Annotated in this window: 11 protein-coding genes; 9 read left to right on the top strand and 2 right to left on the bottom strand. The window is 60.1% G+C overall.

From position 1 onward, the window contains the following. Positions 1-84 precede the first annotated feature (84 nt). The 3 genes from gabD (at position 85) to AB7M23_RS05380 (ending at position 4,343) form a co-directional block, all read left to right on the top strand. Complete coding sequence (gene gabD / locus AB7M23_RS05390; RefSeq protein WP_065761378.1) at positions 85-1,527, top strand: NADP-dependent succinate-semialdehyde dehydrogenase; 1,443 nt, start codon at positions 85-87, stop codon at positions 1,525-1,527. A 186-nt stretch (positions 1,528-1,713) separates the two neighbouring features. Then, the gene (gene gabT, locus AB7M23_RS05385) at positions 1,714-2,997 is read left to right on the top strand and encodes a 4-aminobutyrate--2-oxoglutarate transaminase (RefSeq protein ID WP_065761379.1); all 1,284 of its coding nucleotides are present in this window, start codon (positions 1,714-1,716) and stop codon (positions 2,995-2,997) included. Positions 2,998-3,134: 137 nt separating this feature from the next. Beyond that, positions 3,135-4,343: an HDOD domain-containing protein gene (locus AB7M23_RS05380; protein WP_454240359.1), complete on the top strand. Its 1,209-nt coding sequence runs from the start codon at positions 3,135-3,137 to the stop codon at positions 4,341-4,343. A 38-nt stretch (positions 4,344-4,381) separates the two neighbouring features. Here AB7M23_RS05380 and AB7M23_RS05375 read toward each other — a convergent pair whose 3' ends face one another. Together AB7M23_RS05375 and desA are read right to left on the bottom strand one after the other, a co-directional pair. Then, entirely contained in the window at positions 4,382-5,371 is a 990-nt protein-coding gene (locus AB7M23_RS05375; protein ID WP_454240358.1) for a GGDEF domain-containing protein, read from the bottom strand. Positions 5,372-5,509: 138 nt separating this feature from the next. Continuing rightward, positions 5,510-6,694, bottom strand: coding sequence for a delta-9 fatty acid desaturase DesA (gene desA, locus AB7M23_RS05370; RefSeq protein ID WP_454240357.1), 1,185 nt, complete (start codon positions 6,692-6,694; stop codon positions 5,510-5,512). A gap of 151 nt (positions 6,695-6,845) precedes the next feature. Here desA and dibA point away from each other — a divergent pair, with 151 nt between their 5' ends. The 6 genes from dibA to AB7M23_RS05340 all read left to right on the top strand — a co-directional run bounded on the left by dibA (position 6,846) and on the right by AB7M23_RS05340 (position 12,984). Further along, positions 6,846-8,738 (top strand): phosphodiesterase DibA, encoded by a 1,893-nt coding sequence (gene dibA, locus AB7M23_RS05365; RefSeq protein WP_102052498.1) that lies wholly within the window; start codon positions 6,846-6,848, stop codon positions 8,736-8,738. Between the two features lie 212 nt (positions 8,739-8,950). After that, positions 8,951-9,133 carry a sulfur starvation response protein OscA gene (gene oscA, locus AB7M23_RS05360; protein WP_065761641.1) on the top strand — a complete coding sequence of 61 codons (183 nt, stop codon included), beginning with the start codon at positions 8,951-8,953 and terminating at the stop codon, positions 9,131-9,133. A gap of 57 nt (positions 9,134-9,190) precedes the next feature. Next, complete coding sequence (locus AB7M23_RS05355; RefSeq protein WP_102052497.1) at positions 9,191-10,198, top strand: sulfate ABC transporter substrate-binding protein; 1,008 nt, start codon at positions 9,191-9,193, stop codon at positions 10,196-10,198. 87 nt (positions 10,199-10,285) lie between these two features. Then, positions 10,286-11,104: a sulfate ABC transporter permease subunit CysT gene (gene cysT, locus AB7M23_RS05350; protein ID WP_099776278.1), complete on the top strand. Its 819-nt coding sequence runs from the start codon at positions 10,286-10,288 to the stop codon at positions 11,102-11,104. Positions 11,105-11,118: 14 nt separating this feature from the next. After that, positions 11,119-11,991 (top strand): sulfate ABC transporter permease subunit CysW, encoded by an 873-nt coding sequence (cysW, locus tag AB7M23_RS05345; RefSeq protein WP_099776276.1) that lies wholly within the window; start codon positions 11,119-11,121, stop codon positions 11,989-11,991. Positions 11,992-11,994: 3 nt separating this feature from the next. Beyond that, positions 11,995-12,984, top strand: coding sequence for a sulfate/molybdate ABC transporter ATP-binding protein (locus AB7M23_RS05340; protein WP_065761645.1), 990 nt, complete (start codon positions 11,995-11,997; stop codon positions 12,982-12,984). The last annotated feature ends 19 nt before the right edge of the window (positions 12,985-13,003 follow it).

Raw genomic sequence — 13,003 nt, 5'->3', positions numbered from 1 at the left:
CCTGACGGCAGCCCCACCTGAGGGCTCCTTTTTTACAATCAACAATTCGCTCCGTGTGCGCACGGTGCTGTTAAGGACGCCGACATGCAGCTTAAAGACGCCCAGTTGTTCCGCCAGCAAGCCTATATCGATGGTATCTGGCTGGACGCGGACAACGGTCAGACGATCAAGGTGAACAACCCGGCAACGGGCGAAATCATCGGCACCGTGCCGAAGATGGGCGCCGCCGAGACCCGCCGTGCCATTGAGGCCGCCGACAAGGCGCTGCCAGCCTGGCGCGCACTGACCGCCAAAGAGCGCGCTGGCAAGCTGCGTCGTTGGTTTGAATTGATGATTGAGCACCAGGATGACCTGGCGCGTCTGATGACCACCGAGCAGGGCAAGCCACTGGCCGAAGCCAAGGGCGAGATCGCCTATGCCGCTTCCTTCATCGAGTGGTTCGCTGAAGAAGCCAAGCGCGTTTACGGCGACACCATTCCTGGTCATCAGCCAGACAAGCGCCTGATCGTCATCAAGCAGCCAATCGGTGTTACTGCCGCGATCACCCCGTGGAACTTCCCGGCGGCGATGATCACCCGTAAAGCCGGCCCAGCCCTGGCCGCTGGTTGCACCATGGTGCTCAAGCCTGCTTCGCAGACCCCATACTCGGCCCTGGCCCTGGTTGAGCTGGCGCACCGTGCCGGCATTCCGCAAGGCGTGCTGAGCGTGGTGACCGGCAGCGCTGGCGACATCGGCAGCGAGCTGACCGGCAACCCGATCGTGCGCAAGCTGTCGTTCACCGGCTCGACCGAAATCGGTCGCCAGCTGATGGCCGAATGCGCCAAGGACATCAAGAAGGTTTCCCTGGAACTGGGCGGTAACGCACCGTTCATCGTGTTCGACGACGCGGACCTGGATAAGGCCGTTGAAGGCGCGATCATCTCCAAGTACCGCAACAACGGCCAGACCTGTGTCTGCGCTAACCGTATCTACGTGCAGGATGGTGTCTACGATGCCTTCGCCGAGAAGCTGCGTGCAGCGGTCGCCAAACTGAAGATCGGCAACGGTCTGGAAGAAGGCACCACCACTGGCCCGCTGATCGACCACAAGGCTGTGGCCAAGGTCCAGGAGCACATTGCTGACGCCGTTAGCAAAGGCGCCAAGGTACTGACCGGTGGCAAGCTGATCGAGGGCAACTTCTTCGAGCCGACCGTACTGGTCGACGTACCGAAGACGGCTGCTGTGGCCAAGGAAGAAACCTTTGGCCCGCTGGCACCGCTGTTCCGTTTCAAGGACGAGGCCGAAGTCATCGCCATGTCCAACGACACCGAGTTCGGCCTGGCCTCGTACTTCTATGCCCGCGACATGAGCCGTGTGTTCCGTGTTGCTGAAGCGCTGGAATACGGCATGGTCGGTATCAACACCGGTTTGATCTCCAACGAAGTCGCACCTTTCGGCGGCATCAAGGCTTCGGGCCTGGGCCGTGAAGGCTCCAAGTACGGCATCGAGGACTACCTGGAAATCAAATACCTGTGCATCAGCGTTTGATCGCCGGTTAACGTTTTACCTCTGCCAGCGAGGCGCGAGAGTGACGCCTCGCTGGCTTTTTTAGACACAAGCCGATACCTGGCGCCCCGGATCCTGTAGCAGTCGATCAGCGCATGCTGTGGCAGTTGAACCCCGGTCGCCCAAGCCTTGAAACTACGCCACTGTGTGGCGAATGAGGACATGTTCATGAGCAACAAGACCAACGAATCCTTGATGCAACGCCGTGTAGCCGCCGTCCCACGCGGTGTTGGCCAGATCCACCCAATCTTCGCTGACAGCGCGAAGAACGCCACTGTTACCGACGTTGAAGGTCGCGAGTTCATCGACTTCGCTGGCGGTATCGCGGTACTGAACACCGGTCACGTGCACCCGAAAGTCATCGCCGCTGTTGAAAAACAGCTGCACAAGCTGACTCACACCTGCTTCCAGGTACTGGCCTACGAGCCGTACGTTGAAGTGTGCGAGAAGATCAACGCCAAGGTTCCAGGCGACTTCGCCAAGAAAACCCTGCTGGTCACCACCGGTTCCGAAGCCGTTGAGAACGCCGTGAAGATCGCCCGTGCCGCCACTGGCCGTACCGGCGTGATCGCGTTCACCGGCGCGTACCACGGTCGTACCATGATGACCCTGGGCCTGACCGGTAAAGTCGTGCCTTACTCGGCTGGTATGGGCCTGATGCCAGGCGGCATCTTCCGCGCACTGTACCCATGCGCACTGCACGGTGTGAGCGTCGACGATTCGATCGCCAGCATCGAGCGCATCTTCAAGAACGACGCTGAGCCAAAAGACATCGCCGCGATCATCATCGAGCCAGTACAGGGCGAAGGTGGTTTCTACGTTGCGCCTAAAGAGTTCATGAAGCGTCTGCGCGCCCTGTGCGACCAGCACGGCATCCTGATGATCGCTGACGAAGTACAGACCGGCGCTGGCCGTACTGGCACCTTCTTCGCGATGGAGCAGATGGGTGTTGCCCCAGACCTGACCACCTTCGCCAAATCCATCGCTGGTGGTTTCCCACTGGCCGGTGTTTGCGGCAAGGCCGAATACATGGACGCTATCGCCCCAGGCGGCCTGGGCGGCACCTATGCCGGTAGCCCGATCGCATGTGCCGCTGCTCTGGCCGTGATGGAAGTGTTCGAAGAAGAGAAACTGCTGGAGCGCAGCAACGCTGTTGGCGAGCGCCTGGTTGCTGGCCTGCGCAAGATTCAGGACAAGTACCCAGTGATCGGTGACGTGCGTGCCCTGGGCTCGATGATCGCCGTTGAAGTCTTCGAAGGTAAGGACTCCCACGCGCCAAACCCTGCTGCCGTTGCTCAGGTTGTAGCCAAGGCACGCGACAAGGGCCTGATCCTGCTGTCGTGCGGCACCTACGGCAACGTCCTGCGTATCCTGGTTCCGCTGACCGCGCCAGACGCACAGTTGGACAAAGGCCTGGCAATCATTGAAGAGTGCTTCGCCGAACTCGCGTAAACTGTGACGCGCTAAAGAAAAACCCGCTTCGGCGGGTTTTTTTTATGCCAAAGGAATGGGCGGCGTACTAAGGTAGCCAGCAATGGACATCTTGGAGGGTGCAGTGGATTGCATGCAGACGTTTTCAGGAGAACCGTATGACTGTTGCAGATTCACCCGGCCAGCCCTGTGTGTTGATCGCCGAAGGCGACCCATGGGTACGAGACATGCTGACTCAGGTGTTGCTGGATGTGCGCTGTGATGCGTCCCTGCAGGTGTGCGCTGATGGTCATGAGGCGCTCTCTGCGCTGGCCACCCAGCCTGACCTGATCATTGCCTCGCGTGAATTGCCCGGGCTGGATGGTCTTGACCTGCTGCGCTCGGTGCGTGCCAAGCGCCGTCAGCCGCCGTTGCCGTTCATTTTGTTGAGCAGCCGTAGCGACAGTGCCAGTGTGCGAGAGGCCTTGCCGCTGGCGCCTACCGCGTACATGAGCAAACCCTTGAACATGGATTCGCTGCGTCAGCGTCTGGAGCAGTTGTTGCTTTCGGCCGGTGCACCCGTTGCCTGTTCTGTGCCGTCGCTGCCCGCCAGCATGACATTGACGCGCTTTCTTGAAGACCGCCGCGCTACCGCTGACGGTGGCCCGCTGCTGGCCGATGTTCAGAAAGCGGTCAAGCGCAGCCTGAAGGCACCGGGTTTGAACCTGAAGGTCCTCGAGGAAGAGATCCGCACCGATCCGCAGATCACCGCCGTGTTGATTGCAGCTGCCAACAGCGCTGCGGTGCATCATGACGGGCAGGTACAGTCCTTGTTGCAGGCCCTGAACAAACTGGGCTCGACCCAGAGCATGAACCTGATTCTCGGCCTTGCGCTCAAGCGCAGCGCCAAGCTCGATGATCCACTGCTGTCTGGCTATGCCGAGCGTTACTGGGCGCTGTCGTTGCATACGGCAGAGTATGCCCGCACCCTGGCGCGCATCCTTGAGCTGGATGAGGAACGCTGTTACTGCGCAGGTTTGCTCCATTGCCTGGGTGAGTTGGCGGTGTTGCGCTGTATGCAGGAATGGCGCCTGGCCGGTGGTGAGCTGGACGAAGCCAGTGTCGAACTGGCCCTGTCGCAATCAGCGGCGGCCTATGGCTCGGCACTGCGTACACGCTGGCGCCTGCCGCTGGAACTGCGTGAGTTGATCGCGGGGGTGTACCACCTTGGCGGTGGGGTCTACTCGCGGGAAGCCTTGGTCATGAACCTGGTCGGGCAACTGGTGCACTTGCCCGCCGAGGCGTCGCTGGACGCCATCGTCGAGAGCAAGGCAGCACGCCTGCTCAAGGTTGGCGCAAGCGAGTTGAGGCGTTTGCGCAAGGGGTGAGTGCCTGATTGCTGTCGGCTGCGCTGGCGCGCCAGCGCTCAGCCTAGAACAATCTGGTTCTTGCCTTGTCGCTTGGCCTGGTACATCGCCGCATCGGCACGGGCGAACAGGCTGTCGAGGGTTTTGTCGGTATCGACAATGCCGGTCAGCCCTTGGCTGACGGTTACCCCGAAGGTTCGATCTTCGTGACTGAAGCTCAGGCGTTGGATCTCGCGTTGCAAGCGCTCGGCAATGTGCTGTGCCATTTCCGGCGTGCAGTCCGGGAATATCGCCGCGAACTCTTCGCCGCCGATTCGTCCGAACAGATCACCGCGGCGCAGGACGGCTTTGCCGCTGTCTGCGATGCGCAGCAGCACCTGGTCGCCGGTCGGGTGGCCATAGGTATCGTTTATCTGTTTGAAGTCATCAATGTCCAGCAGCAGGAAGCACAGGGCGGTGTCATCCTGGCGGGCCTTTGCAAAGGCGCTGCGGGCACAGTCGAAGAAGTGCCGGCGATTGCTGCTCTGGGTCAGCACGTCGGTCGTCGCCAGGCGTTGCAGTTCACCTTCAAGCTGCTTTTTTTCGGTGATGTCTTCGGCGATACCGACCACGATTACCCGCTGATCGCCGTCAGTCTGTTGGTTGATGAAGCACTTGTCACTGAGCCAGCGAAGCTGGCCGTCGGCTGTCAGTATGCGGTACTCGCGGTTTTCCACGGCGCCTTTGACCAGTACTTCGGCAAGGCTGCGTTCGGCGTACTCCAGATCTTCCGGGAAAACGCTGTTGCGCCACGCGTTGTAGTCGGCCAACAGCAAGTTGGCGGGGCGACCGAAGATACGCTCGTACGCCGGGCTGACGTAGAGCACCTTGCGGCTTTCCCAGTCAAAGGCCCAGAGCACGGCATTGACGCTGTCGAGCAGCGAGCTGAACAGCTGTTCGCGTTCGCTCAGGCGAGCCACTTCACCTTGAGCATGCATCAGGTCCAGCAGGGTCTGAGCGGCCTCGGGCGGTGGGTGTTGGGGCATGGAGGTGGGCGTGTGCTTGACCATTGGCGCGCAGCTTCTCAAGAGGCAAGGGCGTGCGGCCACGACCCGGCCCGCCACGCGGACGATATGCTTGTAAGAGCTGGAAAGTGTGCTGAAGTTCCGGTCGGCGCGCCCTTGGGAAGGGCGCGCCGATCAACGGCATCAGGCCAGGGCGGGGCGTAGCGAGTAGGTTTTCAACTGGGCAGCGAATTCGCGTAGCGACTGGATGCCGCTGGCTTCGGCTTCATGTACCCAGTCCTTTATTGCGGCCAGCATGTCATGGCCGTTGGCGCTGGTGCGAGCCCAGATCTGTTGCAGTGCCAGGCGCTTCTCGTAGATGGTGCGCAGTGTCTGGCTGTGCTCGAGCAGGCTCTGGATGTGCAGGTGATGGCGGTCTTCCAGCAGGCTGGTTTCACGAGACAGCAAGCGCTTGGCGCGGCGGAACTGATGACGTACCGAGCCGTCGACCCGTGCCAGCTCCTGTTTGACCAGCGGACCAATCACCAGCTTGCGGTACTGCGCCATGATCTGGAAACGGTTGTTGAGGATGGCCATGGCGGTGTCCATGTCCAGTTGGCCCTTGCCTGCAACGCGGTGGGCGATGGGCGCGACACGTTGCACCTTGGCCAGCCCCAGCAGGCTGAACAGCTTGATCCAGGCCCAACCCATGTCGAATTCCCAGCGTTTGACCGAGAGCTTGGCCGAATTCGGGTAGGTGTGGTGGTTGTTGTGCAGTTCTTCGCCACCAATGATGATGCCCCACGGCACCAGGTTGGTCGCGGCGTCGCGGCACTCGAAGTTGCGGTAGCCGACGGCATGGCCAAGGCCGTTGACCACGCCGGCGGCCCAGAACGGAATCCACATCATCTGCACGGCCCAGATGGTGATGCCGATGGTGCCGAACAGCAGCAGGTCGATGATTGCCATCAGGGCGATGCCGCCCAGCTTGTAGCGCGAGTAGAGGTTGCGCTCGATCCAGTCCTCTGGGCAATTCTTGCCATAGATACGCAGGGTTTCCGGATTGCGTGCCTCTTCTCGGTAGAGTTCGGCCCCTTTGCGCATCACCGTGGACAGGCCCTTTACGACCGGGCTGTGCGGGTCGTCGACGGTTTCGCACTTGGCGTGGTGCTTGCGGTGGACGGCGGTCCACTCACGGGTGTTCTGTGCGGTGGTCAGCCACAGCCAGAAACGGAAGAAATGCTTGAGCCCGGCGTTGAGCTCCAGCGCGCGGTGAGCGGAATAGCGGTGCAGATAAACCGTGACGCTGACAATGGTCACGTGGGTCATCAGCAGCGTGACTGCCAGCAGTTGCCAGGCGGATAAATCGAGTAAACCGTTGTACCACATAGCCGGGTTGGCCCTCGTAAAGCGAAGAAAACAGCAGGTGACATTATCCTTGGCAGCATAAATAAAACCAGTCGGCCTTTTTGATAGACGGTCGCTGGATGTTTCTGTCCTATAATGCGCCAACTTTTGATCTGGGCTGCCCAAACACACTATGTCTGTTTCTGCACGAGATGCCCTGCGCACGGCTGCGCTCTACCTGGTGTTATCAGTCCTGTGGCTTGGGCTGTCTGACCAAATATTAAGCAGTCTTTTCGATGATCCTGCCCAGTTATTGCACTGGCAGATGGTCAACGCCCTTGTGTGGGTGTTCTGCAGCACCCTGTTGATCTTCTATTCGCGTGTACGCCTGCTGAAGTTTATCGGCGTCGGGGCACGTCTGCGTCGCGAAGACCGGGAGCGCCTGCGAATGGCCGCGGCAGTCTTCGACAGCACCCTTGAGGGGGTACTGGTGACCAATCGCCAGGGCTTGATCGTGCATGTAAACCGCGCGTTCATGCGGATCACGGGCTACCAGAAAGAGGAAGTGATCGGTCATCGGCCGAACAAGTTCAAGTCGGGTCGACATGGTTCGCAGTTCTACCAGGAGATGTTCGCGGCCCTCGCGCAAAAGGGCGAGTGGAGCGGCGAAATCTGGAACCGACGTAAAAGCGGCGAGGTCTACCCGCAGTGGCAAACCATTTGCGCGATTCTCGACGATAGCGGTTTTGTAAGCCACTATGTCGCTGTTTTCAGCGATATTAGCGCAATCAAGCACACGGAGCGCGAGCTGGCCTACCTGGCGCATCACGACCCGTTGACCAGCCTGCCCAATCGCCTGCTGTTCAATGACCGTACCGCCCAGGCGCTGGCGGCGGCGCAAGCCAACAAGCGCGGATGCGCCCTGTTGCTGCTCGACCTCGATCACTTCCAGAGTATCAACGACAGCCTGGGGCACAATATTGGTGACCAGTTGCTCAAGTCTGTTGGTGAACGCCTCAAGGGCGTGATCGGCGAAGGGGTGACGCTGGCGCGCCTGGGGGGCGATGAGTTCGCGGTATTGCTGGAGAACTGCTCACAACTTGGCCAGGCGGCGGTGATGGCGCAGAGCATCATCGACGGCATGAAGGCACCCATTGAGCTGGACAACCATCGTCTGTTCATCAGTGTCAGTATCGGTATCAGTCTGTTCCCCGGTGATGCACTCAGTGCCGAGCAGTTGCTGCGCAATGCCGACTCGGCCCTGTTCAAGGCCAAGGGCAATGGTCGTGCAGGTTATGCGCTGTACACCGAAGAGCTGACCGCCCACGCTCAGCAGCGGGTAGAAACCGCCGCCGAATTGCGTCGGGCGCTGGAGCAGGAAGAGCTGCGAGTGTACTACCAGCCGGTGCACGACCTGAGCAGTGGGCGGATGATCGGTGTCGAGGCGTTGGTACGCTGGCAGCATCCGCAACGCGGCCTGGTGCCGCCGGGAGAGTTCATCCCGATTGCCGAGCGCACGGGTTTGATCTCCGATATCGACACCTGGGTCATGCGCCAGGCCTGCCTGCAGATGGTCCAATGGCAGCGCGAGGGCAAGACCCTGGACTTTGTTGCGGTGAACGTTTCCAGCCGTTTGTTCGTGCACCGTGACCTCTACCAGTATGTCGCCCAGGTGCTGCACGAAACCCAGCTGGCGCCTGCCTTTCTGGAGCTTGAAGTGACCGAAAGTGCGGTCATGGAAGAGCCTGAGGTGGCGCTTGAGCAACTGCATCGCTTGCGTGAGCTTGGCTTGCGCCTGGCCATCGATGACTTTGGTACGGGCTATTCCTCGCTGCTGCGCCTCAAGCGCCTGCCGGTGCAGAAGCTGAAGATCGACCAGGGCTTTGTGGCCGGTTTGCCGAGTGACGAAGACGACATGGCGATTGTCCGGGTAATCATTGCATTGGCTCGAAGCATGGGTATGCAGATCCAGGCTGAAGGCATCGAGCATGCCGAGCAGTCGCAATGTCTGCTGGAGCAGCAGTGTGACCTGGGGCAGGGCTATTGGTATGGCCGTCCGGTTCCGGCGCAGCAAGTGCGTTGGTAAACCCTGTGCATCGCCGGCAAGGCCGGCTCCTGCATGCGTTGCAGCACCCGTAGGAGCCAGCCGCGCTGGCGATAAGCACTAACAGTTATATAAAAATTCTTAAATAGTATTTTTAAGAATATTCAGCCCTCTCTAAGATTGCCCTCAAGCCAGCGCAGTCGCTTACATCCCCTGCTACTGCACGGCACCCTTTAGCCACAGGAGTACGGGTTATGAGCGCATCGTTGCGTAGCGTTGATGGACAGGACGAAGCCACCATTCTGCGGGAAATCCAGAGCGCGCTGCGCGATCTGCGGTTCGGCGCGGTGGAGATCACTGTTCATAACGCCCAAGTCGTCCAGATCGAACGCAAGGAAAAATTCCGGTTGCAGAACGCCAGCAACAAGGCGAGCTGAAGCCTCGTAGCAACCTGCCAACACATTAGAAGAAAAGCCAACGTCAGGAGCTTCACCATGTCCATTCGCCGTTATGCTCTGGCTGCTCTCGCCAGTGCCGTTTTTGCCGGTTCCGCCATCGCCAAGGACTACGAGCTGCTGAACGTGTCCTACGATCCGACCCGTGAGCTGTACCAGCAGTACAACGCCGAGTTCATCAAGCACTGGCAGCAGGCTCACCCGGACGACAAGGTGAAGATCCAGCAGTCCCACGGCGGTTCGGGCAAACAGGCTCGCGCGGTCATCGATGGTCTGCGCGCCGACGTGGTCACCCTGGCCCTGGCGGGCGACATCGATGAAGTCGCCAAGCTCGGCAAAGGCTTGCCGGAGAACTGGCAGACCCGCCTGCCGGACGCCAGTACCCCTTACACCTCGACCATCGTTTTCCTGGTACGCAAGGGCAACCCCAAAGGCATCAAGGACTGGGGCGACCTGATCAAGAAAGACGTGTCGGTGATTACCCCGAACCCGAAAACCTCCGGGGGGGCGCGTTGGAACTTTCTTGCTGCCTGGGCCTACGGCCTGAAAGCCGGTGGCAGTGAAGCCAAGGCGCAGGAGTATGTGACGGAGCTGTTCAAGCATGTGCCTGTGCTGGACACCGGTGCCCGTGGCTCGACCATTACCTTCGTCAACAATGGCCAGGGTGACGTGCTGCTGGCCTGGGAGAACGAGGCGTTTCTGGCATTGAAGGAAGATGGCGGCAGCGACAAGTTCGAGATTGTCGTACCGTCCCTGTCGATCCTGGCTGAGCCGCCAGTTGCCGTGGTCGACAAGAATGCCGAGAAAAAAGGCAACGAGGCCATTGCCCAGGAGTATCTCAAGTACCTGTACAGCCCGGCCGGGCAGAAGATCGCCGCAGAGAACTTCTATCGTCCGCGTGATGTGAAAGTGGCGGCCGAGTATGCCAAGCAGTTCCCGAAATTGGATCTGGTAACTATCGACAAAGATTTCGGTGGCTGGAAAACTGCGCAGCCCAAGTTCTTCAACGATGGCGGGGTGTTCGATCAGATCTACACGGCGCAGTGAATTGTCACCGCCAGGATGAAAGCCGTTCAGTAGCCAGCATGGGCCCGGGATTCGTTCCGGGCTTACTGCGTTCAACCAAGGACCTTTATGTCACGTCGTATCTCCCCCGTCATACCCGGCTTCGGGCTGACGCTGGGCTACACCTTGGTGTACCTCAGCCTGATTGTGCTCATACCGCTGGGGGCGATGTTCGTCCATGCCTCCCAGCTTACGTGGGAGCAGTTCTGGGCCATCGTCAGTGCTCCGCGCGTGCTGGCGGCGCTCAAGCTCAGTTTTGGCACTGCGTTGTACGCTGCCCTAATCAACGGCCTGATCGGTACGCTGCTGGCCTGGGTGCTGGTGCGCTACACCTTTCCGGGGCGCAAGATCATTGATGCAATGATCGACTTACCGTTTGCCCTGCCAACGGCCGTTGCCGGTATTGCCTTGACCGCACTGTATGCGCCGACCGGGTTGGTCGGTCAGTTCGCCACCGACCTGGGCTTCAAGATCGCCTACACGCCGCTGGGTATTACCCTGGCACTGACCTTCGTCACCTTGCCGTTTGTGGTGCGTACGGTGCAGCCGGTGCTGGCCGACATCCCGCGGGAAGTCGAAGAGGCTGCGGCCTGCCTTGGCGCCAAACCCTTGCAGGTGTTCCGTTATGTATTGGCGCCCGCGCTGCTGCCCGCTTGGCTGACCGGCTTTGCCCTGGCCTTTGCCCGAGGCGTCGGTGAATACGGATCGGTGATTTTCATCGCCGGCAACATGCCGATGAAAACCGAGATCCTGCCGTTGTTGATCATGGTCAAACTGGACCAGTACGACTACACCGGTGCTACCGCTATCGGCGTGTTGATGCTGGTGGTTTCCTTCATTCTGCTGCTGCTGATCAACTTGTTGCAGCGGCGCATCGAAACCCCGTGAAGGAGGCTTTGTCCATGTCTACGTCTTCCCTTGGCGCAGCCGCTTCGGCCAATGCCGCTCGCCGTGGCAGCGCAGTGTCACGACGGGTGCTGATCGGTTTTGGCTGGCTGATCTTTGCCGTGTTCCTGTTGCTGCCATTGTTCATCGTGGTGTCCCAGGGCCTGAAAATGGGCCTGGGTACGTTTTTCAGTGCGATCTTTGAGCCCGATGCCCTCTCGGCATTGAAACTGACCCTGATTGCCGTGGCCATCTCGGTGCCGCTGAACCTGGTGTTTGGTGTCAGCGCGGCCTGGTGCGTCAGTAAGTACACCTTCCGTGGCAAAAGCATCCTGGTGACGCTGATCGACCTGCCGTTCTCGGTGTCCCCGGTTATCGCCGGCCTGGTCTACGTGTTGATGTTCGGTGCCCAGGGCCTGTTCGGGCCGTGGTTGCAGGAGCACGATATTCAGATCGTCTTTGCGTTGCCGGGGATTGTCCTGGCGACCATCTTCGTCACCGTCCCCTTCGTGGCCCGTGAGCTGATCCCGCTGATGCAGGAGCAGGGCACCCAGGAAGAAGAAGCGGCGCGCCTGTTGGGCGCCAACGGTTGGCAGATGTTCTGGCACGTGACCTTGCCGAACATCAAGTGGGGCCTGATTTACGGTGTGGTGCTGTGTACTGCGCGAGCCATGGGCGAGTTCGGTGCGGTGTCGGTGGTCTCGGGGCACATTCGTGGGGTGACCAACACCCTGCCGCTGCATGTCGAGATCCTCTACAACGAGTACAACCATGTCGCGGCCTTCAGCGTGGCCAGCCTGTTGCTGATCCTGGCGCTCTTCATCCTGCTGCTCAAGCAGTGGAGCGAGTCCCGCATTAACCGTCTGCGCCACAACGCAGCGGAGGAATAATTCATGTCGATCGAAGTTCGTAACGTCAGCAAGCGCTTCAACGCTTTCCAGGCCCTGGACAGCATCAACCTGGATATCCACAGCGGCGAGCTGGTGGCATTGCTTGGCCCTTCCGGCTGCGGCAAGACCACGCTGCTGCGCATTATCGCCGGGCTGGAAACCCCGGATCAGGGCAGCATCGTTTTCCATGGCGAGGACGTCTCCGGCCACGACGTGCGCGACCGTAACGTCGGCTTCGTGTTCCAGCACTATGCGCTGTTCCGCCACATGAGCGTGTTCGACAACGTCGCCTTCGGCCTGCGCATGAAGCCCAAGGCCGAGCGCCCGAGCGAGAGCAAGATCGCTGAGAAAGTTCACGAACTGTTGAACATGGTTCAACTCGACTGGCTTGCAGACCGCTACCCCGAGCAATTGTCCGGTGGCCAGCGCCAACGTATTGCCCTGGCTCGCGCCTTGGCAGTAGAGCCCAAGGTATTGCTGCTCGACGAGCCCTTCGGCGCCCTGGATGCCAAGGTGCGCAAGGAGCTGCGCCGCTGGCTGGCGCGGCTGCACGAAGACATCAACCTGACCTCGGTGTTCGTGACCCACGACCAGGAAGAGGCCATGGAAGTTGCGGACCGTATCGTGGTGATGAACAAGGGCGTGATCGAGCAGATCGGCTCGCCGGGGGATGTCTACGAGCACCCGGCCAGCGACTTTGTTTACCACTTCCTGGGCGATTCCAACCGGTTGCACCTGAGCGAAGGTCATCACGTGCTGTTCCGGCCGCACGAAGTGTCGTTGTCGCGCCATGAGATGGAAGGCCACCACGTCGCTGAAGTGCGGGACATCCGCCCCTTGGGTGCGACGACCCGGGTCACCCTCAAGGTCGAGGGGCAGAGCGAGTTGATTGAAGCCGAAGTGGTCAAGGATCACGACAGCCTGACCGGGCTGGTGCGTGGCGAGACCTTGTTCTTCAAGCCGAAAGTTTGGCAGAAAGTCGCGAACATCTAACCGTACGCGAGCGTTTCAG

The organism is Pseudomonas sp. HLS-6 TE3448 (assembly GCF_053629555.1).
This window is presented reverse-complemented; position numbering and strand designations above follow the sequence as displayed.